This is a genomic window from Croceicoccus ponticola (assembly GCF_004004515.1).
Taxonomy (GTDB): Bacteria; Pseudomonadota; Alphaproteobacteria; order Sphingomonadales; family Sphingomonadaceae; genus Croceicoccus; species Croceicoccus ponticola.
Window position 1 is genome coordinate 146525 of sequence record NZ_RXOL01000005.1, and the last position, 22493, is coordinate 169017.

Annotated in this window: 18 protein-coding genes; 8 read left to right on the top strand and 10 right to left on the bottom strand. The window is 59.4% G+C overall.

All coding sequences use genetic code 11. From position 1 onward, the window contains the following. Nucleotides 1-122: 122 nt before the first annotated feature. The 7 genes from EKN06_RS12080 to EKN06_RS12110 all read right to left on the bottom strand — a co-directional run bounded on the left by EKN06_RS12080 (nt 123) and on the right by EKN06_RS12110 (nt 8669). Nucleotides 123-1313 (bottom strand): thiolase family protein, encoded by a 1191-nt coding sequence (locus EKN06_RS12080; RefSeq protein ID WP_127613160.1) that lies wholly within the window; start codon nt 1311-1313, stop codon nt 123-125. A gap of 13 nt (nt 1314-1326) precedes the next feature. Continuing rightward, on the bottom strand, nt 1327-2715 hold the full coding sequence (locus tag EKN06_RS12085) for a pyruvate carboxylase (protein WP_240654889.1): 1389 nt from the start codon (nt 2713-2715) through the stop codon (nt 1327-1329). Nucleotides 2716-2888: 173 nt separating this feature from the next. Next, the gene (locus tag EKN06_RS12090) at nt 2889-3335 is read right to left on the bottom strand and encodes a biotin/lipoyl-containing protein (protein WP_127613162.1); all 447 of its coding nucleotides are present in this window, start codon (nt 3333-3335) and stop codon (nt 2889-2891) included. A gap of 94 nt (nt 3336-3429) precedes the next feature. Beyond that, on the bottom strand, nt 3430-4893 hold the full coding sequence (locus EKN06_RS12095) for an AMP-binding protein (protein ID WP_127613163.1): 1464 nt from the start codon (nt 4891-4893) through the stop codon (nt 3430-3432). A 138-nt stretch (nt 4894-5031) separates the two neighbouring features. Beyond that, nucleotides 5032-6393, bottom strand: a complete 1362-nt coding sequence (locus EKN06_RS12100; RefSeq protein ID WP_127613164.1) for an acetyl-CoA carboxylase biotin carboxylase subunit — start codon at nt 6391-6393, stop codon at nt 5032-5034. A gap of 10 nt (nt 6394-6403) precedes the next feature. Continuing rightward, nucleotides 6404-6901, bottom strand: coding sequence for an acetyl-CoA carboxylase biotin carboxyl carrier protein (locus EKN06_RS12105; RefSeq protein ID WP_240654891.1), 498 nt, complete (start codon nt 6899-6901; stop codon nt 6404-6406). Between the two features lie 13 nt (nt 6902-6914). Further along, the gene (locus tag EKN06_RS12110) at nt 6915-8669 is read right to left on the bottom strand and encodes a pyruvate, phosphate dikinase (protein WP_127613166.1); all 1755 of its coding nucleotides are present in this window, start codon (nt 8667-8669) and stop codon (nt 6915-6917) included. 767 nt (nt 8670-9436) lie between these two features. Here EKN06_RS12110 and EKN06_RS12115 point away from each other — a divergent pair. Continuing rightward, on the top strand, nt 9437-10624 hold the full coding sequence (locus EKN06_RS12115; RefSeq protein ID WP_127613167.1) for an acyl-CoA dehydrogenase family protein: 1188 nt from the start codon (nt 9437-9439) through the stop codon (nt 10622-10624). An 81-nt stretch (nt 10625-10705) separates the two neighbouring features. Here EKN06_RS12115 and bioB read toward each other — a convergent pair whose 3' ends face one another. Beyond that, entirely contained in the window at nt 10706-11659 is a 954-nt protein-coding gene (gene bioB / locus EKN06_RS12120; RefSeq protein WP_240654908.1) for a biotin synthase BioB, read from the bottom strand. Between the two features lie 489 nt (nt 11660-12148). Here bioB and EKN06_RS12125 point away from each other — a divergent pair, with 489 nt between their 5' ends. Next, nucleotides 12149-12865 carry a GntR family transcriptional regulator gene (locus EKN06_RS12125; protein ID WP_164844057.1) on the top strand — a complete coding sequence of 239 codons (717 nt, stop codon included), beginning with the start codon at nt 12149-12151 and terminating at the stop codon, nt 12863-12865. A 182-nt stretch (nt 12866-13047) separates the two neighbouring features. Here EKN06_RS12125 and EKN06_RS12130 read toward each other — a convergent pair whose 3' ends face one another. Next, nucleotides 13048-15630: a TonB-dependent receptor gene (locus EKN06_RS12130; RefSeq protein WP_127613170.1), complete on the bottom strand. Its 2583-nt coding sequence runs from the start codon at nt 15628-15630 to the stop codon at nt 13048-13050. Between the two features lie 421 nt (nt 15631-16051). On the opposite strand from EKN06_RS12130, the gene EKN06_RS12135 reads away from it, so the two are divergent. The 5 genes from EKN06_RS12135 (at nt 16052) to EKN06_RS12155 (ending at nt 20767) form a co-directional block, all read left to right on the top strand. Continuing rightward, on the top strand, nt 16052-16834 hold the full coding sequence (locus EKN06_RS12135; RefSeq protein ID WP_205693887.1) for an SDR family NAD(P)-dependent oxidoreductase: 783 nt from the start codon (nt 16052-16054) through the stop codon (nt 16832-16834). Nucleotides 16835-16988: 154 nt separating this feature from the next. Continuing rightward, on the top strand, nt 16989-17684 hold the full coding sequence (locus EKN06_RS12140; protein WP_240654894.1) for a PEP-utilizing enzyme: 696 nt from the start codon (nt 16989-16991) through the stop codon (nt 17682-17684). Between the two features lie 59 nt (nt 17685-17743). Beyond that, nucleotides 17744-19237 carry a hypothetical protein gene (locus EKN06_RS12145; RefSeq protein WP_127613173.1) on the top strand — a complete coding sequence of 498 codons (1494 nt, stop codon included), beginning with the start codon at nt 17744-17746 and terminating at the stop codon, nt 19235-19237. Continuing rightward, nucleotides 19237-19842, top strand: coding sequence for a hypothetical protein (locus tag EKN06_RS12150; protein WP_127613174.1), 606 nt, complete (start codon nt 19237-19239; stop codon nt 19840-19842). The genes EKN06_RS12145 and EKN06_RS12150 overlap by 1 nt, the downstream gene beginning before the upstream one ends. A gap of 157 nt (nt 19843-19999) precedes the next feature. After that, the gene (locus EKN06_RS12155; RefSeq protein WP_127613175.1) at nt 20000-20767 is read left to right on the top strand and encodes a tyrosine-protein phosphatase; all 768 of its coding nucleotides are present in this window, start codon (nt 20000-20002) and stop codon (nt 20765-20767) included. A gap of 256 nt (nt 20768-21023) precedes the next feature. Here EKN06_RS12155 and EKN06_RS12160 read toward each other — a convergent pair whose 3' ends face one another. Beyond that, complete coding sequence (locus EKN06_RS12160; RefSeq protein ID WP_127613176.1) at nt 21024-21731, bottom strand: IS6 family transposase; 708 nt, start codon at nt 21729-21731, stop codon at nt 21024-21026. A gap of 230 nt (nt 21732-21961) precedes the next feature. On the opposite strand from EKN06_RS12160, the gene EKN06_RS16185 reads away from it, so the two are divergent. Beyond that, a partial coding sequence (locus tag EKN06_RS16185) for a DUF1214 domain-containing protein (protein WP_164844058.1) occupies nt 21962-22493 on the top strand: 532 nt, incomplete at its 3' end.

A 22493-nucleotide genomic window follows, 5' to 3' on the forward strand; every position in this document is an offset into this window, starting at 1 on the left:
CGGCCATCCTTTTGACACTGCCGCCGTGTCCGCTGCAAATGGGTGAAATCTTGGAATTGCGGATTCCTGCGCGCTCAATCCGTTAACTTGACGATGCCCTCTGGCGTTGGTCGCCAGTAAGGCTACAGGCGTTCGATCAGGGTCGCATTGGCCAGTCCGCCGGATTCGCACATGGTTTGCAGACCGTAGCGGCCGGCCTTCACTTCCAGCGCAGTGACCAGATTCGCCATCAGCCGGATGCCCGATGCGCCCACCGGGTGGCCCAATGCGATCGCGCCGCCCAATATGTTGCAGCGGTCGAGCGTGGCGCCGGTTTCCTTGAGCCACGCAAGGACCACCGACGCGAACGCCTCGTTGACTTCGAATGCGTCGATGGCATCGATGGAAAGCCCTGCTCTGCCAAGCAGCCTTCGCGTGGCCGGTATGATTCCAGCCAGCATGATGAGCGGGTCGTCCCCGACCACCGCGAAATGCGTGATTGCTGCGCGCGGAGTCAGGCCGAGGCGGAGCGCAGTCATTTCCTCCATCATCAACACCGCACCCGCACCGTCGGTCAACTGACTGGAGTTGCCGGCCGTGACGCTCCACTCGATCTGCGGAAAGCGCAGGGCCATCTGCTCGTCCTGGAAGGATGGCTGGAGAGCAGCAAGCCTTTGCGCGTCGGTATCGCGGCGGATGCCGCTGTCGCGATCGACGGCGCAAGAGAGTTCATCCTTTTGAACCTGAATGGGGACGATCGTCCGCCCGGTCAGGCCGTCATCCTCGGCCTTCGCGGCGAGCCGGTGAGAACGCAATGCGAGCTTGTCCATATCGTCGCGCGAAACCTGCCACCGGGCGGCGATCAGCTCCGCCGAGATGCCCTGGCGTACAAGCCCCTGGGGATAGCGCTGGTGAAAAAGCGGCCCTTCCGAATCTCGACCGATGCGATTGGCGCGCATGGGCAAAAGGCTCATCATTTCGACCCCGCCGGCGATGACTACGTCATAGGCGCCTGCGATTATGCCCTGGGCCGCGAAGTCGATCGCCTGTTGGCCGGAGCCGCATTTGCGGTCGAGCGTCACCGCCGGCACGCTGTCGGGGAAGCCCGCCGCCAGTACCGCCTGCCTGCCGATATTACCCGCCTGCTCGCCGACCTGCAGGACGCATCCGGTGATAACATCTTCTACCAGCGCGGGATCGATGCCGGTCCGCTCGACCAGTGCGGACAAGATCTGGGCATAAAGATCGACCGGGTGCAGTCCTGCAAACACGCTGTCGGAACGAGCGCGAATGAACGGGGACCGGACGAGATCGACGATGACGGCGCGGCGCATCAACTATTCCTTCTCAGCGAGCCATTTCGACGGAAAGCCCATTGGTGCTGTATTGGACGAGCGGCAAATTGATCGTGCGCGCGAGGTCCACGATCATCTGGGATTCCCGCGACGAGAGGAGCGGGAAGGTCTGCTTGAGCGGACCAGCGGCGCGCATCCGTTCCAGATCGCTCTCTGGCATGAGCGCCCGCAGGATCAGTTCGTCATCGTCATCGGTGCCGTAGCGCTTGCGCAATTCCTCTATGCTGGGCTGTTCCGACGGGGAGTTAAGGATATCCTTCGCCCGCGAACTGGTCATTATCCGGTCCAGCACCTCGGCATCGATCGGAGCGACGGTTTCCCCATAATAGCCAGCAGCATATTCGACGATCTCATCGGGCACGATCTTGTAGCGCTCGCCATTGACGACATTCAGTACCGCCTGAATTCCCACCAACTGGCTAAATGGCGTCGCCATGCCGGGATAACCCAGTTCGCGCCGGACGAGCGCTACTTCGTGCAGCACTTCGGTTAGCCTGTCGCTCATGCCGTGCTGAGCCAGCTGCGCCTTCAGCGTACCCGTCATCCCGCCCGGTATCTGATGCTGGATGGAAAGAATATCATACTCATTATACTGGTTGACGAGGAAGCCCGCGGCCTTGCCAACGCGCTCGAAATGTTCCGCGACAGGTGCCAGCATGTCCTTGTTCAGATCATGACTGTGACCCAGCAGCTCTATGTTGTTGACCATGATTTCGGTCGAAGGAACTGAAGGACCGTTGGCGAGCGGACGGCTGGCGGTGTGGATGATCGACACGCCGAGATCTATCGCATCAAGATAGGCCTTGGCCGACTGACCCAGGATATTGTTGGCATGAAATTCGATGGGTTTGCCGCGCGCGGCACCAATGATCGCGGGCAGGAGAGTCTGGAGACGTTCCTTTTCCAGCACACCAGCCGTGTCATAGAGCAGAATCGTATCGACATTCGGAGACACCGACAGCTTGTTCACCTTATCCGCATAATAGGCATCATCGTGGACGGGTGAGAGCGTGAACATGATCGCGCCGGCCACTTCGGAGCCGAATTCCTTGGCAACCGCCGCAAGCCTCAACATCTTGTCAATGTTGAAGAGGACATCGTAAATCCAGAAGCTTCGCGCGCCATGTCGGTTGAGCTGCCGCATCCAGGCGTCCATGAGGGAGTCGGGTGTCGTGCGGAACGTGACTGACGCATTGGACCGCATGCCGCATCGAATGGTCGAATTCGGCATTGCCTCGATCATGGCATCCATCATTGCCCAGGGATTTTCCCGGCAATGCCGGATCAGCACCTCGAACTGATTGGAGCCGCTGAAATCCACCACCCGAAAGCCCGTGCGGTCAAGATAGGGGGCGGCTGGCAAGGCCATCCCGGCCTGCATCCGCATTCCCCAGAGACTTTGCTGCCCATCGCGGAGCGTCTCGTCGAGAAAGTGAACATGCGCCATTATTCTGCTCTCCTTGGGTATTCATCAGCCCATCCGTTCGAGACGGGGTAGAAATCTGTTCGCTCGGCGATCCGGCTTCAGGCCGCATTGCCCATCGGGATGCGCTATCAGGGCCCCGGAGTGATGGAGAGCAGCGGCTGGTCGTATTCAAGCAGATCCCCGTCCTGCACCTGCAGTTCGCTCAGCACGCCATCGATGGGAGCCCGGACCGGCCTGATCTGGTCGAGTACGCGCAGTGCGATGATGACTTGCCCGGCATGGACCCTGTCACCGACCCCCGGCAGCTCTCCACCCTCTTTGTCATGGAACAGGACAGTGCCCAGATGGGGTGCGCGCAAGATGGTGACGGGTGCATCCGCAGCTTCCACTTCAGCGGCTTTCAGCGCCGGCTCGCCAGCGCTTTCGAAATTGAAGCCGGACAAGTCCGAAGCCTTGGACAGGATGATTCGAAAATTATCGGCGCGCACGATGATCTGCCGCCAACCCGCCTTGTCGATCAGCGAGATGAATGCGTCGACATCGTCCAGGGTTAGTTCAACTGCACCTTCACTCATGGCCGCTGCTCCTGATGCTAACAGCGGGAGGGTTGAGAGCCACGGCTGAAGGTGAGACGGGATGGTCTGAACGGAGGGACGGACTGTCCATCGCTCAGGCCCCCGCTTCTGCAAGAAGGCGCGTGCGAACTTCGCGGCGCAGGATCTTGTTCGCCCCGCTCTTGGGCAGTTCGGGCCACACGTCGATGGACTTGGGACATTTATAGTTGGCGAGCTGGTCTTTTGCGAACCGCAGCAGGGCGTTCGGGTCGAGGTCCGGCCGACCGGATACCACGGCATGGACGCGGTCACCCCATTTTTCGTCGGAAAGGCCGACTACGGCCACTTCCAATACGCCATCGTACGAAAGGAGCACGTCTTCCACTTCACGCGGATAGATATTGTAGCCACCCGAAATGAGCATGTCATTCTTGCGGTCGAGCAGATAGTAGAACCCGTCCTCGTCCACCGTGCCGATGTCGCCCGTGTGAAGCCAGCCGTTGCGGAACGCGGCTTCCGTAGCTTCGGGCCTCCCCCAGTAATAGGCCATGGTCTGCGGACCGCGGCACACGATCTCGCCCGCCTGGCCAGGCGGCAGGGGGCGATCTTCGTCATCGAACACCGCGACCTCCACGCCCGTATAGGGGCGACCGCAGGAGCTGATCCGGTCATGGTCCTCGGGCTTGAGGCAGGTGATGACCATCGGGCTTTCGGCCTGGCCATAGGTCTGGGCGAAGACGCGCCCAAAACGCGCTTCGGCCCTTGCGAGCAACGCGGGGGCAAGGGGCGACGCGCCATATGCGATCCGGCGCAGGGCAAGGTCGGCTCCTGCAAGGCTTTCCTCCTCCAATATCATGGCCAGCATGGTCGGAACGAGAAAGGTCATCGTCGCGCGTGTTTCTTCCGCCAGTTTGACGAAAGCAGCGGGGTCAAATTTACTCATGACGATGCTTGTCGTGCCCCGGATGAGAGCAGGCAGGAAAAAAGCGCCCGAAGCATGGGCGATCGGCGCGGCATGCAGGAGCTTATCATCCGGGCCGATGTCCGGAACAAGGTCGACGAGGAAAGCGGTAAGTTCCGCCAGTTCGCCGCGGGTCGTCAGGGTAACGGCTTTCGGACGGCCGGTCGTCCCGCCGGTATAGCCCAGACGATACGGCGCATCGAGTGCGCGGTCGATGGCGCAGGGACCATCATCATGGTCATCCGCGCGCAGCAGTTGCGCCACGTCCAGGTCGATTTCAACTTCCAGCTCCGGGCCTTCGGGCAGGCGGACGATCGCGCGACTGCCGCTATCCGACAACTTATATTGATGATCATCCTGCGTTTCCCGCGTATTTAACGAGACCCGGACAAGACCTGCCTTGGCGATCGCGTAGTAGACCGCGAGGCAGTCGATACCGTTGGGCAGCAGAACGCCGACCCTGTCGCTAGGCTGCAATCCCGCCGCGATCAGAGCATGGCCGATCTGGTCTGTCAGCGCGTCGAATTCGTGGAAGCTGACTATGCGTTCGTCTTCGACGATACAGGGCTTATCGCCATAATAGAGAGCCGCTTGGCGAATGATGGATCCTATTTGCATGTCCGTGAACTTCCTGTTTCGCAGATCCGCAGCCAGCACGCCAAAACCATGCCAGATATACTCGTCGTACCATGGTTCTGACTATCGCGACGCTGTGCCTGCACTGCATATTCCATATCGATATTCGGCGTCGCCGCTCTAGCGGGCGGTTTGGCGGTTCGGCAGGAAAGTCGTTTCCAGCCAGCGGGTGTTGATGGCGTTGGCGCGATAATCCTCATGAGCCACGATTTCGCGCAGTAGGGGAATGTTCGTCGCGATCCCTTCGATCACGAATGCGTCCAGTGCGTCGGCCAACAGCGCTACTGCCGCTTCGCGGTTGTCGGCATGAACGATCAGCTTGGCGATCATGCTGTCATAATAAGGGGAGACCAGCGTGCCGGCCTGGGCGGCGCTGTCGATCCGAATGCCCTTGCCGACCGGCGGCTCCCAGCGCGTGATGCGACCCGGACTTGGCGCAAAATCATTTTCCGGGTCTTCCGCGATGATGCGGACCTCGATGGCATGGCCGTGAGTTTGCACTTGCGCCTGATCGGGCAACGATCCGGTGCCCGTTGCGAGCCGCAGCTGGGCGGCTACCAGATCGACTCCCGTAATCTCTTCGGAGACTGGATGTTCCACTTGGATGCGGGCGTTTACCTCCATGAAGAAGAAATCCTGTCGCTCGACATCGTATAGGAACTCTACCGTCCCGGCATTGCGATAGTTGATCGACGAGAGCAGCGAGATTGCCGCTTCCTGCAGCCTGCTGCGGACTTCAGGAGGAAGGATGGCGGCGGGCGCTTCCTCTATCATCTTCTGGTAGCGGCGCTGAACTGAGCAGTCGCGCTCACCGAAATGGACTATGCGCCCCTCGCCGTCGCCCACGACCTGGACTTCTACATGGCGGGCCACTTCCACATAGCGTTCGAGATAGAGCGTGCCGTCGCCAAATGCCTCGCGCGCGGTGGTGGACGCCTGATCGAACGAGGTCTTGAGGTCGTCGGGGCCGTAGGCAACCACCATGCCGCGACCGCCGCCGCCCGCCGAAGCCTTGGTGATGACGGGATATCCGATATCCTGCGCGATAGTCAGCGCCTGCGCTACGTCGCCGACCTTTTCGCTGCCGCTCGTCAGCGGGACGCCCGCTTGCCGTGCGAGTGCACGAGCGGAAAGCTTGTCGCCAACGGCCCGGATCGACTCCGGCCCGGGACCGACGAAGATCAATCCCTCGCGCCGGCAGAGTTCGGCCAGTTCGGCGCGCTCCGATAGAAAGCCGTAGCCCGGATGGAGGGCGGTGCAGCCTGTTTCCCTGGCCGCATGCACGACCAGGGCGGCGTCGAGATAGGAATCGCGTGCCGGGGCCGGGCCCAGGACCACGACGCGGTCAGCCCGTTGTGCCCCGACGCTGTCAACGTCGGCACTGGATACACCAAGGACGGTTTCCAGCCCCAGCTCCTGGGCCGAACGGATGATCCGGAGCGCTATCTCACCGCGATTGGCAACGAAGAGCTTGTGCCTCATGGTGTCCCCCTCAGGCATCGGGTTCGATCACAAACAGTGGCTGGCCGACCTCTACCAGATCACCGTCCCGCCCATAGATATGGCGCACAGTACCGCTGATGCCCGCGCGCATGGTGGTGAACAGCTTCATGACCTCGATCAGGCAAAGTTCGCTTTCGGGCGTAACCGCCTGACCGATTTCTACGAATACTGGCGCACCAGGCTTGGACGCACGGTAAAAGGTGCCAAGGCTCTGCGCCGTCACCACGCTCCACCCATCGGGTATCTCCGCTGGCGCGGTGTCCTCGGGTTTCGCCTTGGCGGCCGGCCGGACGGGCGCCCGCTCTGGCTGGTTGCTCGTCCCGGATTTCGTCGTGACGGGCGCCGCAGCAGCAGACGGCGGCCGGGCATCGGCATCCTTGGCAAGGAAAAGTTCCGCATCGCCGATCTGCAAGTGCAGCGTCCGCCACTCGCTTCGCTCGAACGCGCAGGCAATTTTCTCGATATCTTGAAAAGGCAGGCTTCCCACGCAATTTGTCCTTTCAGCGCGGAGCGGCGCTAACGGCTGCCAGAAGGGCAGGGAGTTGGGGTCGAGTGACGATGGTCGATGCGCCGGCAGCAATCGCGTTTCGCACGGCTTCGTCATTTTCCGCGAAGATGGCGCCCGACACCGTAGCGCCGGGCTTGAGCGCTTCGAATGCCGCGGCGAGCTCGCTTCGATTTCCGATATCTATCTGGTCGAATGGCGTGGCCGGGGTATCGGCGTTGCCCGCCGCTTCAACTTTTACCAAGGTCCGTTCCCGTGCCCAGTAGATGAGCTGCCTCAACACGGGATCATGCTCTTCATCCGGCGCGACCACCGCCAGCCGTCCTTCAAAAATCGTGCCGGCCTGCCCATCGACCGTGACCCATTGGCCCACAATCGCTTCAACCGTTCCCGCGCCGCATCCCACCACGCAGGGCTTGCCCAGCGCCCGGCCGACTACGGCCGCGTGCGACGTGGACCCGCCCTGTTCCGTCAAGATCGCGCAGGCGGCGATCATGCCGTGGAGATCATTGGGGCTGGTCGTGACGCGGGCAAGGACCACCTGCTCACCCGCCTGCGCGCGCCGTTCGGCTTCATCCGGGTCGGCAACGACGATGCCGTAGCCGACGCCGGGTGATGCGCTTTCGCCCGTCGCCAGAACATGCGCGCTCGTCGCAGCGTCTTCTGCCAAGCGCGGACGCAACATCGTGCGGATCTGTTCGGGCGATATGCGCGTCAGAGCTTCCGCTGGCTCAATCAATCCTTCGATCGCCATATCGGCGGCGATGCGTGCGGCCGCGTGCGGCGCGCGCTTGGCGGTCCGCGTCTGGAGCAGGTAAAGCTTTCCACTCTCGATGGTGAACTCGATATCCTGGACGTCGCATTCTGTCTGTTCCAGTTGTTCCGCCGCTCGCAGCAGTTCTTCAAGTGCGGCGGGATTATCGCGTTGCATCGCGCTTAGTGGCTGGGGGGTGTGCTTGCCCGAAACAATGTCTTCCCCCTGCGCCCGGGGCAGATATTCCCCATAGGGCTTACGCTCGCCGGTGAGCGGGTTACGGCTGAAAAGGACGCCCGTGCCCGAACGTTCATCGCGGTTGCCAAATACCATCGCCTGCACCGTCACGGCAGTGCCGAGGTCTTCGGCGATTCCGTGATGTGCCCGATAGCGCTTGGCGCGGCGCGAATTCCAAGAATCGAAGACGGCGACTACTGTCGCGCGAAGCTGCTCGGAGACATTTTCCGGCACATCCTTGCCTGTTGCCGTCCGGATTGCGCCGTGCCACTGCTCCGGATCGCCCTGGCCCGACAGTTCGAGCGAAGGCGCCTTCATTACGACACTGGCGTAGAGATCGAGAAAGCGCCGGTGCGTATCGTGGGCAAAATGTGGTGATCCGCATTCCTCAGCCAGCAATTTCTCGGTTTCCGCAGTGATGCCCAGGTTCAGCACTGTATCCATCATGCCCGGCATCGAGATGGGTGCTCCCGACCGAACCGACACGAGAAGGGGGGAAGGACCGGCGCCCAACCTGCGCCCGCTCACCTGTTCGAGCCATTTCACGCCGGCATCGATCTGCTGTTCAAGCTCTTCCGTCAGGCCGCCCCGTTCAAAATATGCTTTGCAGGCTACCGTCGTGATGACGAACGCGGGCGGGACGCTCAACCCCAGCCTCCGCATTCGCGCGATCGACCAGGCCTTGCCCCCGATGACGCTTTTGTCGGGCAATGACGTTCCGTCGATCGGGATGACCCAATCGCCGATCAAAGTGAGCATTTCAGGCCTCCTCACCCAATGATGGCGCGATTCTCCGCGCTAAATTGCAATTCTGCCGACCGCTCCCAAGCATCAACCGCTTGTCCATCATGACGCTCGGTCATCCTGGCAATCATGGGCGCTGTGCGGCACTGTCTTGTGTATACCCACGCCGCAGGATCCGCAGACAGGCCAGAGTACTTCGCCTTGGCTGCGATGGCCTAATGCCAGCGGCGTTTGAAAAGCGGGCAGAAGAAGAGAACGGGGCACTAGTTCTTGGCTGGTATCAACACGTGCCCATTCTTGCTCCACTGCAAAGGGCGCAATTGCACCGCTGATAGATTCATTCGGACCAAAAACGTACCGCTACCGCCCCTTTTGACGTCCTTTCGTTGTAATCCCTCAATGCTCTTGCCGAATCATGTACAATAAAATTGTAGGACAGTCAACGGCTCGTTTATAGCTTTTCGGTGCCGCAGACGTCAGCGTGGGCGCAGGGTCGAAGCTGGGCCTGCGATCCGTTGCCCTGCGCTCCTCGTCGGGACGGCTAGAACAACCCATATAGCGCCTTGATTGTCCTACAATATCACTGTACATAATCGTCCTTCTTTAGTAAGCTTCTGCCGGACAACTTATCGAACAGACTGTATGGACGCCGCTCGAAGGCGCAGCGCCGAACATCCCCGGCCAGCACCCAATAGAGTCTTCTTACAGGTAGCAGGCGGCCCGCCCGCGGCGCGCTGTCGACACCCCTCTCGCTTCTTCAGATCAACGGAAAGGAAACATTTGTGAGTGGACATGGCATTGGAATCGAAGAGGCGCGAAAACTCGCGCAACGTGTGGAGCACTTCGTGCGGGAAACAATCATCCCTTATGAAACCGACGCGCGCTGGGGCGCGCACGGCCCTTCTGAAGAAATGGTAGGGGATATGCGGACCCATGCGCGCGAAGCGGGGCTGATGACGCCGCATATCCTGACCGACGGGAACCATTTGTCGCAGCGGGAAACCGCAATAGTGCTAAGGGCTTCCGGACTATCCCCGCTCGGCCCCGTCGCGTTGAACACGGCTGCGCCCGATGAAGGCAACATGTTCCTGCTTGGGAAGATCGCCAATTCGGAACTCCAGGCGCGTTTTCTGCGTCCGCTGGTCGAGGGGCGTGCGCGCTCGGCCTTTTTCATGACCGAACCAGCGTCCGAGAATGGCGCAGGGTCAGACCCATCCATGATGATGACGAGCTGCGCGCGCGACGGCAATCATTGGGTAATTAATGGCCGCAAAGCGTTCATCACCGGCGTCGAAGGCGCGCAGGTCGGCATTGTCATGGCGCAGTCAGGCGAGGGCGCATGCATGTTCTTGGTCGATCTTCCGGATCCGGCAATCCGCGTGGAGCGTGTCATTGACACCATTGACGAGACGATGCCGGGCGGACATGCGGTTGTTGCCATAGAAAATCTCCGAGTTCCTGCCGATCAGATGCTGGGTAACAGCGGCGAGGGCTTCAAATATGCCCAGATCCGTCTCGCGCCCGCGCGGCTTTCGCATTGCATGCGTTGGCACGGGGCTTGCTTACGGGCGCAGGAGATCGCGACCGCCTATGCCAACCGCCGGCTGGCTTTTGGCAAACCGCTGGTGGACCATGAAGGCGTGGGATTCATGTTGGCCGACAATCTCATCGACCTCAAACAGGCGGAGCTCATAACCGACTGGTGTGCGCACACGCTGGATACCGGCGCTCCCGGAACGACGGAAAGCTCGATGACGAAGGTTGCGGTCTCTGAAGCTCTGTTTCGTGTCGCCGATCGATGCGTGCAGATCATGGGGGGCACCGGCGTGAGCCGCGACACGATCGTCGAACTGATATTCCGGGAGGTGCGAGCATTTCGTATCTACGACGGCCCGTCGGAAGTCCATCGTTGGAGTCTGGCCAAGAAGATCAAGCGCGATTGGCAAGCTGCACAGCCAGCTGCTGCCTGAACATAACCGCCGCACCCCCACAAGCCTGGCCAACATGGTCGGATTTGTGAGGGTCGGCTTAGCTGCTCAGCCCTCGGCCGCCTAGATGTCTTGCGGGGCCGCGCGCAGGCCGAGGCGGTCGAACAGTCTCCGGTCGCGGTCCGCGGAGCCGTTGGGCGCCGTGAGGAGGACGTCGCCGGAGAAGATGGAATTTGCGCCTGCCAGGAAGCAAAGCGCCTGCAACTCGTCGGACATCGCCTCGCGGCCTGCCGACAAGCGGATTACCGATGCTGGCATGGCGATTCGTGCGACGGCGACGGTACGGACGAATTCCAACGGATCGATGTCCTGCAACTGTCCTGCCGCGCTTTGATCGCCCAGCGCCGTCCCCTCGACAGGCACCAGTGCGTTGATGGGCACGCTCTCCGGCGCCGGATCCATCCGGGCGAGTTCATGTATCAGGTCCACGCGGTCGTTTCGAGTTTCGCCCATGCCCAGGATGCCGCCGCAACATAGCGCCATTCCAGCCTTGCGCGCACGGGCGAGGGTGGACAGGCGATCATCATAGGCGCGGCTGGTAATGATCTTCCCATAAAAATCGCGGGAACTGTCCAGATTGTGATTATAAAAGTCGAGTCCTGCATCGGCCAACTGTTCGCTCTGCTTCTCGCTCAGCATCCCCAAAGTCATACATGTTTCGAGGCCCATCGCCTTGACCCCGCGTACCATTTCGCACAGCCGGCCCATGTCGCGATCCTTGGGATTGCGCCATGCCGCACCCATGCAGAAGCGGGTGGCCCCGCGATCGCGCGCGGTCTGCGCTGCCGCCAGCACCGCGTCGGCGTCCATGAGGCGAGAAGCCTTTATTCCGCTGTCTGCGTGCGTGGATTGCGTGCAATATCCACAATCTTCAGGACACCCGCCGGTCTTGATCGAGAGCAGAGTGGCGAGTTGTATGACCCCGGGGTCGAAATTCTGGATATGCACCCTGTGGGCATGGAAGACCAGTTCGGGAAACGCGCAATCGAACAACTGGCGAATTTCATCGGCGGTGATCGAACTCGATCCCCCCCCTGAATGGAATCCGGCTTTGCAAGCACATCGGTTGCTTCTGACATCCATCTAACCTCTCTTTTCGCCCGTCTTCCAGCAGCGAGGAATCGCCTTTGAAACGTCGGTCGTGCGGATCCTGCGGCCACGCGGCGCAAGCGAGAGTAATCCATAGCATATCGAAGGACATTATGCATAGACATTATTGCCCTACAATCCATCAGTCTTAGATAGACGATGTATCGCTTGGAGAGAGGGGGCGGCGTCCGCAACCGTCGGCGCTGAAACAACGGAGCGATAAGGGTTGATGAAATACGAAAATGCACTACAATTTGGATTTGTGAGGATATGTCGCCTGGCGCGTCCATCGCTGAATTCGACCGCTTCCTGGCGGTTGGTCGGTGTAAATGGCGTCGGAATGGAAGAGGGCGCGGGGGTGCGCTTACTCCTTGGGCTGATTTCTCCTAATAAAACTGCAAGGTGAATATGGCTTTCGTGAAGATCAAAGACCGGAAGCGCTTGGCATTTCCTGAAACGGGGATGTCGTCGGACATTCCGCTGAGTTCGCCCGAGCGGGTGATTGACGCCATCACCCGCGGCATTCTGACTGGGCGCTACGTACCGGGGCAGAAGCTTATCGAGGCTGATCTCACCCAGGCGCTTGGCGTGAGCCGCGGGCCGGTTCGCGAGGCACTGAAGCGTCTGGACGCCGAAGGAGTCGTCACGCTGACTCCGCACCGCGGGGCCTATATCCGCCTCTTGACCAGGCGCGAGGTGCTGGACCTCGAAATCGTGCTGGAATCGCTTACCGCGCTGATTGCGCGTCTGGCGGCGGAAGCAGTCGCCGATGATACGTCCGGCGAGCGCAAACGACTGATGCAGGAATGGCTGAATTTCTTGACATCGAGCCGGACCAGCACACCCGAGCTTTTCGAGCGGCGGCGGCAATTCTATGATTTGCTCATAGAAGTCGGGAAAAATACCCAGCTTGAGTCCGTGATGCCCACGAAGCGCGTTCATCTGATACGATTGCAGACCCAGCAATTCTTCGGCCCGGACGACATCGAAAAGCGCTTGGCCGAATATGTCGCCATTGCCAACGCCGTCATTGTCGGCAATCCGCAAGCCGCCGAGCGTGCCATGCGGCGCCATATGAAGCGGAACATTGAGACCACGATGGCTATGCCCGATGGGGCGTTCGCGCCCGACTGAGCGCCTGACTGCTGGGCGGACTGACTCAGGAGTCGCGCAATTGAGCTGTCCCAGCAAAGCTGAAGCGCCGCACCGTGGCGCTTTACCGCCGCGTTCGGTTCAAGAAAGCATTTCCACCTGTGAAGCAACTGGCTCCATGACCTTGAAGTCATGGAGCCAGATACCTTCGCTCGCCTCTGACGTCAGAAACGATGGGAAAGAGTAACTCCATATTCGGCCGGCCTTGCCGGATAGCGGATCACGACATCATATGCACGAATAGTGCTCGTCCAATAATATTTGTTGAAGATATTCTTTCCCCAAATCTGGACTTTCCAGTCTCCAGACGAAGACTTGATACCGATATTGGCGTTCACGATCGCACGGGCATTAATCTCGTAGACGCTGCGTTCCGCCTCCGACACCGTTAGAATGCCGATCGATTTCGACTGACCGTTGACGCCGATGCCAACGAACCCGCCGAGGCTTTGGGACAGCGGGAAGTTATAATCCGCACGCGCCGAATATTGCCAGTCTGGCGCGAAAGGCAGATCGACGCCGCTGAAGGATGCGGTCACTGGAATTCTCAGGCCGCTAACGGGATCGGTCGCTTCGTCGATGACCCCCACATATTTATCCACCTTGGCATCAAGATAAGTGACGCCCGCAGTCATTGTCAGGCCTTCGACCGGACGAAGGCTGATTTCGGCTTCTGCACCCTTGATCTTGGACTTGGGCACATTCACCAGCTTGTCCAGCGGGCCGAAGATCGGATCCACAAACTTGGCCCTGGTCTGCTTGTCCTGATAGTCATAATAGAAAGCTGCGCCACTGAAGGACACCGCCCTGTCGAACAAGTCGGCCTTGATGCCTCCTTCGACGCTCAGCAGCTTTTCCTGCACAACGGGAGAGTAGGCGTCGTAAATTACGCCCGACAGGGTCGGATAGCTCCCCGCCTTATAGCCCTTCGACACGTTCAGATAGGCGAGCAGACCCTGTTTTGGCTTGATGTCGACGCCCACGCTCCATGACGTGTTCCGTTCCTTGAGCTTATCCCGGAAGGGGCCCGGGATGAGGTAGGTTGCCGGGTCGACCGGCGTTCCGTCCGGATTGACGCGCGTATCGATGACGTAGGACTCTCCCACCGTGACCAGTGGCACCCGCGGGCCGAAGACAGCCTGATAGATTGCGTTGAAGAAATTGGTCGTGGCGTCGGGCCCGAACGGTCCCGGTTCCGAAGTCCCGGGGGCCTGATAGCCCGCGTTGACCGTGCTGCGATTGGCCCGGGTATGGCGTACGCCGCCCTTCAGCTTCAACCAGTCGGCAAGATCATATTCGACGTTTCCGAATAGTGCGTAATTGCGCATCTTCTGGTCGGAATCATAGCGGTTGGCAGGTAGGCCAAGGACGAAGAACGTCGAAGCATCGACATAACGATAGTCGATCACCTCATAGACACGCGACCGTTCGAGGTTGCCCCCCAGAACCCACCTCAGCGGATTTCTGGGTGCATTGGCCAGCCGGATTTCCTGCGAGAGGGTGTTGATCCGCCCATAGTCGCGGGCAAGATCGGTCGCTATCAGAGCCGTGCCGTCATATTCATTGGCGTTCAGGAACCGCAGATTGGCGTAGGAACTGATCGAGGTAAGCGTCAGGTCATCGTTCAGTTCATAGTCGGCGCGAAGGGACGTCTGCCAGTATTTGCTGTCGGAATAGGGCCGAATGCTGGGCGTCCAGTCAGCCGCCCGGGCGTTATTCGGCGCGACGGGATAGAGAAAGATCGGTAGATCGGCCGGAACGGTTCCCGCAGGGCCAGTCGAGCCGGGAAGATTGCCAGGCTGGGTGGCGATTTTCTGCGGCGCGGTCGGATCATCGCGGTCCAGCCAGCCCGTCAGAACAAAGGAGGTGCTCAGCCGATCGGACGGCTTCCAATCCAGCGTCAGCCGGGCGGCGGTGTTGTTCTTGGCGCCCAGCGTATCCTGCCTGCGTCCGGGATTGTCCGGCACACCCACGGCCAGATATTCCGGCGGCACGGGCTGGTTGGTGCGCGTATAGCTTTTCTGCCAATCATCCCCGCGCACAGCGCGAATAGCGAAGCGGGCAGTGAGTGTATCGGAGATCGGTCCGCTCACAAAGCCGTTCAGTTCAGCGGTATTGAAGCGGCCGTAGCTAAGATCGGCGCCGGCCTCGAACGTCGGCGTCGGCTTCGCATGAATCAGGTTCACCGCGCCGCCCGTTGCATTGTTGCCAAAGAGGGTTCCCTGCGGCCCCTTCAGCACTTCGACCCGTTCTAGGTCGAACGCGACATGGGTCGCGAGGACAGGAAAGGGCATGGGCACCTGGTCGAGATAAAGGCTGACATCGGGATAGGCCGCCAGGGATGGTTCGAAGAATCCGACGCCGCGGATGGTATACACCGGCGTGCTGCTCGGCGTCGGCGCGTAGGTCAGGCCCGGCGTCAATTGAGCGAGAGATGCAATGTCGGATATGCCCTGTGCTTTCAGCGCTGCCCCGCTCAGTGCTGTAACCGTAACGCCGACATCGCTGAGTTTCTGCTCGCGCTTATTGGCCGTGACGATGATCTCGTCCACGGTGCTGGATGATCCGTCGGCATCGGCTGCTTCAGGCACGGCGTCATTTGCCTGAGCCTGCGCTACGGCCGGAGCAGTAACGGACATGATAATCGCCACAGTCGACAGCAACATATATTGGCTGTGCATCTTTCTCGACATAACAGTCCCCTCCATTTTTACAGTCCCCTCCATTTTTGTCGTCTCGATCGCCAATATTGGCTGATCACTGCCTCTGCTCGAAAGTCGCTTGGCTCCGCTGCCCCACGGTTTGAGGCTGGGCTTCGCCTTGCCGGCTGTCCTGGGAACCGCAGTGAACCGAGCGATTCGTCAGCACGATTCGATTTGTGCGCTATCGTGCTAGGGCCAAAGCTACTGTAGGTCAACTCGATATTACGGAATTGTAGGACATCCTGTAGCCTCAAAAGCGTCGGGGAGGTTGACTGTCCTACATTCTTATTCTACATGATTCGTGTCTCTGAAACGCGAACAGGTCGTGCAAGGCACGCATTCCGATACTAAGCTGAAGTAAAGTCATAGTTATTAGTGGTTTCGCATATTAAGGCCAGCAGCGTCGAATATGGGAAACGACATCCCAAAAAATAAGAAATGAGTGTGCTGAATCATGGAGAGGAATATGGGGCGGCTAACTGATAAAGTTGCGGTTATTACTGGAGCAAGTTCCGGCATCGGCCGCGCCTGCTTCAATCTGTTTTCTGCCGAAGGTGCGCGAGTTGTCGGAACCAGCCGTACCAAATCGCATCTCGATGACGCGTTGGGTGAAATTTCGAAGGCTGGCGGCGAGGGTTTCGTGGTTGCGGCCGATATCGGCGATTCCGGTGCGATGGATAATGTGATCGCCGTTACGATCGAACGCTATGGCCGCGTAGACATACTCGTTCATGCGGCGGGTGTCGGTTATGCGCTCAAGGACGTGCTGCCCGGCAGTATGGGTGCCGCCAACGGACTTTCCGACGGCAACTGGCGCGAAGTCATGCGCGTCGATCTGGATGCCTGCTTCTATGCAGCCCGCGCGGTACTGCCCCACATGATCGAGCAGGGCAGCGGTTCGATCGTCAATGTCGCGAGCATTTTCGGACTGGGCGGCACGGCTGATGCTCACGCCTATTCGTCGGCAAAGGCGGCTGTGGTGAACTTCACCCGCTCGCTCTGCATCGCCTACGCCAAGGATGGCATCCGCGCGAACAGTCTGTGTCCCGGGTTCGTCGATACGCCGATGATCGCCAGCATGATTCATCACTTCGAGGATGAATCGACCGCGACCCAGTTGTCGCCGATGGGGCGGGCCGGCCGTCCCATCGAAATTGCAAACGGGTGTCTTTTCCTTGCTTCCGACGAAGCTTCCTATTGCAATGGCTCGACCCTGGTAATCGACGGCGGCACGACCGCCAGCGTCTGATGCGCGCATGGGCATGATCGCGGCCCCGCCGCACGGCCCTGCTCGATCATGCGAAGCGTAAAAGCTGATAACCCGCCTCTTGAGATGGATCGGGGAAGTTTTGGGAGTATGTATGAGGCTATACACGGACACCGACTATTTCTACCGCGCGCCGGTGTTCCCGCTCGTCGAGGCGGTCAACGGCCTCGTCCGTGATCTCGTCAGAAAGAGGCTGGAAGAGAGCGGAGGGGATTGGTCTTCATTCGCCTTGGGCACTTCGGAAGCGCTGGTCACGAAGGCTGACATCGACGCCCTTGAGGGCAAGATCCTCGCGACGGGATACCGCTTTTCCTCCTCGTCGAATGCGTCTGCCCGCGATCGGCCGGAAATATACAAGTCCACCGACGATGCGGACGCTGATGGGGGAGGCGCCTTCGCTCATCCCGACGCGCCGACAGCTTCCCCGGACGAGGCTGGACGCGAATTGTGCGGATGCGGCGACAATGTGGTCCGGCGCAATACGAACATCGTGGGCATAGCGCGCTATGTTCGCACGAGCGAGGACGTCATAGACTATATGCGCAACGGTGTTCCCGCCGGGACGATAGCCATCATCGCCGACAGCGGCGGTACGCTGACCGCGCCGATTCTCGAACAGTTCACGGCCGTTATTTGCGCGGGCGGAACCGTGCGCTCGCATCTGGGTATCCTGACCCGGGAGTTTGGTATCCCGTGCCTGATGAACGCAAAGCTTTCAGGCGTTCGGGATGGCGATAGTGTCGAAGTGGAGGTCAGTGCCCCGGCCAAGACCGCCGAGGCCTATCAAGCAGGGCAGGAAATGACGGCACACATCTGGAGGCTTCCGCGATGATTTTCAAAAGTCCTCAAACCCCGCTTTCCTACGCACAATTGCTTGAAGCTAACAATGTTATGCAGACTAATGGGGATGAAACCTATTGGCTGTGCCTGACGCGCACGGTGCAGGGATCGAAATTATTTCCCGTTTCGGCATACATCCTGTTTTCCTATTTGAACGCCTTTTATCGCTACCCCTCCCTGCTGCGCAAGATCGAGGAAAGGATGACGGCTGAGGAACTCGGCGATCTCGCCCGCAATATGGGGGTGAAGGTAGGGAGCCTGCATATGGGCTGGAGCCTGCCCGCCTTCTATCTGCTCGGTCGCGAATGCCTGTTGTCCTATGGGTTGATCCGTCCCCAGGACGCGGCCGAGGACATCGTCTATGTACTCGATTTCTGGAAACGCTTTCAGTTGGCCCGCCATCGCAACGACGGGCATCTCACCAACCGTGAATTCGGGCATCGCGCGCAGATTGCGCCGCACCGTCTGCTGGAAGTGTTCGCGGCGGACATGTTCGACTGTTCGTCGGGCGATCCGCTCCACGAGGCGGCGCACGGCTTTATGGCCGCGACATCTCAATATTGCTTCCTCTCCGCCTGTGAAAGCCGGTTGAATCTTCACAATACCGGGCCGTTCAGGCTGGACGGTACACGGCAATTGTTGATCCGGGATTTCATGGACCTGGGCGAATGCTCATTGCCATGGCTGGACGGCGTTGCGGCGGAGATACCGTATAACAATCTGACGGTGACGATGGCGACCGAGGGGTGCCATTTCGACATCGTCGATGACTGGGGCAGCTTTGAATCCAAGCCTGAGTTCGTTCCCGACATGATGACCGGAATCGGCCTATATACATCCGATCCGCTTTCGGGCGGTTATATCCCGGTCGGCATGGGGTCGGCGGAAGAGCTGACGGCGACCTTTGTCGATCTCGGCAACCGGATCAAGGACGCGACCAACAAGCTCTGGATGCGGATGGCGGGCTGGTCGCGCGACCAGCTGCTCGATGCCGGAGCGTTCACCTATTTTGCCGTAATCAAGGACCTTGCGCACATCGCCGGCGTGTTCGAGGTGGAGGACTGGTTTGAAATAGACCCGCGCGCCGAACGTTTCCGCTCGCTGCTGAACGACGAATATGCGGACAGTTTTCTGGGCGAACTTGTCGGTTCTATCACGTTGCCGACGCAACAACGTTCCCCGTTTACGATGATGCAGCACTCTGACGGGCCCAGCGGCACGATCACGCCTCTTCCCTACTCGATCCTGGCCGGTGAAGATTATGTGCCCTCGGTCGGAGGAACGCTGCCGGGGGGCACCTATCTAGACCCAAAGGTCGATACCTACCAGACGACACGCGGCAAAATGACGTTGTCGGAGTACAATGCCGCGGCTCGCGAGACTCGTCCCGATATCTGCTCGCCCGAATATCGGTATCTTTGCGATACCTGGGTCAAATATAATGCGCATACCGACCTGGCAAACGAACTTTACAAGATCGATCAGCGCACATCTCGAACGATGAAGGGCAGGGGCACTGGCGTGCAGCTTGCGGGAGGCCAGTGATGGATATGGATGCAACTCTGGTCTTTCACGGGCTCGCCATTAAAAAATATGCCCGTCCCGAAGATGTGGCGAGGCTGATTTGCTGGCCACATGAGAAGGTGGCGATGCGGCTCAATGAAGCGACGCAGTCGGGCCGGGTCGTCGAAATATCGGGCGCCTATACGCTGGGTCCGCTGGCACGTGTGGCGCTCGATGCCGATTACTCGCGCCAATATGCCGATATTCGCCGCAACGATGTCTTCCTGGCAGCCTATAACAGTTTCGAGCATGTCAACATCGAGCTGAAGTCGCTCATTACGGATTGGCAATCAGTCAATGTCGGCGGCCAGACCGTCGCCAATGATCATAGCGATGAATCCTATGACATGGCGATCATCGACAAGCTGGGGGGAATCCACGACCGCGTGGAAGTGATCCTGGCGAAATTGAGCCAGGGGATCCCCCGGTTAACCTTCTACACGGCCGCACTCACTCGGGCTTTGGAACGCGCGGAAGCGGGTGAAATCGAGTGGGTAAGCGACGTGAAGATCGAAAGCTATCACACCCTCTGGTTTGAACTGCATGAGGATCTGCTGCGCATTACAGGCAATCAGCGCGCGGAGTGACGCGGCCGACCTGAACCCAGGACGCGGCGAGCGCAATCTCAGGCGATTGATCGCCCAACGCATCGGAGCCGGATTTCGGATCGGTACCGCAAAGGGGGGGGCGTAAAGGGAGCGGGCTAATGACCGGACACTTTATCAAATCTGGAGCTCAGTGAGTATGGGCGAGAAATTTGCTGCCGGTCGCCATATACCTCTCACGGGCATGGCAAACTTGCGGGACCTAGGCGGGCTGATCGGCCTGGGCGGCAGAAGAATAAAGCGCGGAAGATATTTCAGGTCCGGTGAACTGTTTGGACTTACCGACGAAGACACGAGGATATTTCGCGGCCTGGACTTGGCCACCATCTATGATCTCCGGTCTTCACTGGAGCGGGAGCGCCGTCCCGGCGAATCATTCAAATTCGGCACGGCTAAAATCTACAGCAGAGATTATAAAGACAGCGCGGCAGGATTTCCAGAAGTCATGAGTGCGCCCGTAATACAACCATCGCTTGCCGTCGAAGCCATGTTAAAATTGTATCGAACGATCCCTTATGAGCATGCCGAGTCCATTCTCGATATTTTTCAACTTCTGAAAGACGATCGGACGCCGTTGCTCTTCCATTGCGCTGCCGGGAAAGATCGTACGGGGATCGTGGCTGCGTTGTTCCTAGAGATCCTGGGCTGCTCTCGCGATGATATATATGACGACTACATCATGACAAATGCTCACATCGATCTTATTCGAACGCGATATCTTGAGCATACGCCGCCCGAAGTGCCGGCAGAGATATGGGAGCCGGTCGTACAATCCGACCGCCGCTATCTCGAAGCCATGTTTGCGCACCTTGAAGACCAGCATGGCGGGGCGGAGGGTTACCTCTCCCAGCTTGGAATAGGTGCTGCGGATATTGAGTCCATCCGCCGCACTGCGCTCGAAAGCTAAAAGGACTCATCCCTTGGGCTCTCGTAGCCCGGCAGCTGGCACCCTGGCGGGGCGCCGCGATCGGATCCGCTGAATAGGCAGGCCTATCGACAAAGGCCCTGCCGACCCGCTTTCCTGCCGCTGCCCCGGCGGACCGGCGTTCCGAGGGTGGTTTCAGTCTTCGAACTGAAAGTACGGGATTGAGATCCACCAGGTGGTGTCAGTCCAATGCGAACTCGTCTCCACCGGGCGCAAGGAAGCCCAGACGATTACGCCCTCATGCCGCAAGATTCTGCCACTCGGCCAGGGCGGCCGAGCGACGGGTCTTGTAAGTCTGGCGATCGACGAGGTGACGTTCCGAGTTGAAGTGATTGTGAATGGAAGCGTGGACTGATGCGAATTTCTGCAGTGACTTCATTCGCCGAAATCGCTGCATGGCGCGCTCTCGTCGTCGGAATGGCAGATGCGAATTCTCGGCGCGATTGTTGAGCCACCTCCCCATCTCGCGACGGTCCTCGTTGCCGAGTTCCTTCATCGCCGCAGGGTAGGAACGCAGCCCATCTGTGACGATTGTCTCGGCTTTGCCATGGCGTTTCAGCGCCTTCTTCATGAATGCCAAAGCCGCAGATTTATCCCGTTTCTTCGTAACGTAGGACTCGAGAACCTCGCCTTCGTGATCAACCGCGCGCCACAGATAGACCATCTCGCCGTTCAGCTTCACGTACATTTCGTCGAGGTGCCAACGCCACTGGCGAAACCCCTTCATCCGGTTGACCCGCTGGCGCCGGATGTCGGCAGCGAACATCGGTCCGAACCTGTTCCACCAGAGCCGAACCGTCTCGTGGCATAGGTCGTAGCCGCGCTCGAAAAGCAAGTCTTCCACGTTCAGCAGGGACAGCGGATATCGCACGTACAGCATCACCACCATGCGGATGACGTCCGGCGAGGAGTGGAAGTATCTGAACGGATTATGGGCCTTGCTCATCTGGCCCAGCTAGCAGTCACCCCCCTGCCCGGTCATCCCTTTGACACTGCCCCTTTTACTATCGCCTAGGGTCGTTACTGCAGGGATGGCACGTTAATGCGGAGGAACGTGAAATCGTCCAGTCGCTCGCCGAGATAGGTATAACTCCCGATCAGGGCTTTCGTCCTGAGACGCTTTCCGCGCGAAAATTATCGCTGCTTGACGAAGGCTTTGCCACGGGTCGATCGCAAGTGGCGGAGGCTTCACTTACCCTTGGCACTCAGCAGAATGGGTGGACGACCAACTATCGCGGACCGCGCTTTGGTACAGACTGGCTTCTTCGAGCAGCCGTCGCAAAAGACCAAATTTACGTCGCTATCCCCGAGGAGGCTGTTTACCCTATCGGTCGGGTAGATGCCGATGGTCGGCCCTTGCACGGCGCGAAGCGGTATCGCATTCGATTTGCCGCTGACGCCTTGCCCCCGGTAAATGCCTTTTGGTCGATCACGGCTTACGACGATCTAGGTCACATGATACCAAATCCGATAAATCGCTACTCTGTAGGGGATCGTACGGCAGGATTGATCCGTGAGCCGGACGGAAGTGTGGTCGTCACCGTCGCCTCGACGCCACCGGCACACGGAGAAGGACAAAACTGGTGGTGTCAGTCCGACGCTAACCTCTCTCCACTTGGCACAGAACAACCCAAGATTTGCCGCAGTTATGCCGCAAGGTTCTGCCACTCAGCCAGCGCGGCTGAGCGTCGTTCCTTGAATGTCTGTC

Bases quoted from the DNA above. Each gene is read 5' to 3' on its own strand.
- EKN06_RS12080 (WP_127613160.1), bottom strand. From the start codon at position 1,313: ATGCGCCGCGCCGTCATCGTCGATCTCGTCCGGTCCCCGTTCATTCGC.
- EKN06_RS12085 (WP_240654889.1), bottom strand. From the start codon at position 2,715: ATGCAGGCCGGGATGGCCTTGCCAGCCGCCCCCTATCTTGACCGCACG.
- EKN06_RS12090 (WP_127613162.1), bottom strand. From the start codon at position 3,335: ATGAGTGAAGGTGCAGTTGAACTAACCCTGGACGATGTCGACGCATTC.
- EKN06_RS12095 (WP_127613163.1), bottom strand. From the start codon at position 4,893: ATGCAAATAGGATCCATCATTCGCCAAGCGGCTCTCTATTATGGCGAT.
- EKN06_RS12100 (WP_127613164.1), bottom strand. From the start codon at position 6,393: ATGAGGCACAAGCTCTTCGTTGCCAATCGCGGTGAGATAGCGCTCCGG.
- EKN06_RS12110 (WP_127613166.1), bottom strand. From the start codon at position 8,669: ATGCTCACTTTGATCGGCGATTGGGTCATCCCGATCGACGGAACGTCA.
- EKN06_RS12135 (WP_205693887.1), top strand. From the start codon at position 16,052: ATGGGGCGGCTAACTGATAAAGTTGCGGTTATTACTGGAGCAAGTTCC.
- EKN06_RS12145 (WP_127613173.1), top strand. From the start codon at position 17,744: ATGCAGACTAATGGGGATGAAACCTATTGGCTGTGCCTGACGCGCACG.
- EKN06_RS12150 (WP_127613174.1), top strand. From the start codon at position 19,237: ATGGATATGGATGCAACTCTGGTCTTTCACGGGCTCGCCATTAAAAAA.
- EKN06_RS12155 (WP_127613175.1), top strand. From the start codon at position 20,000: ATGGGCGAGAAATTTGCTGCCGGTCGCCATATACCTCTCACGGGCATG.
- EKN06_RS12160 (WP_127613176.1), bottom strand. From the start codon at position 21,731: ATGAGCAAGGCCCATAATCCGTTCAGATACTTCCACTCCTCGCCGGAC.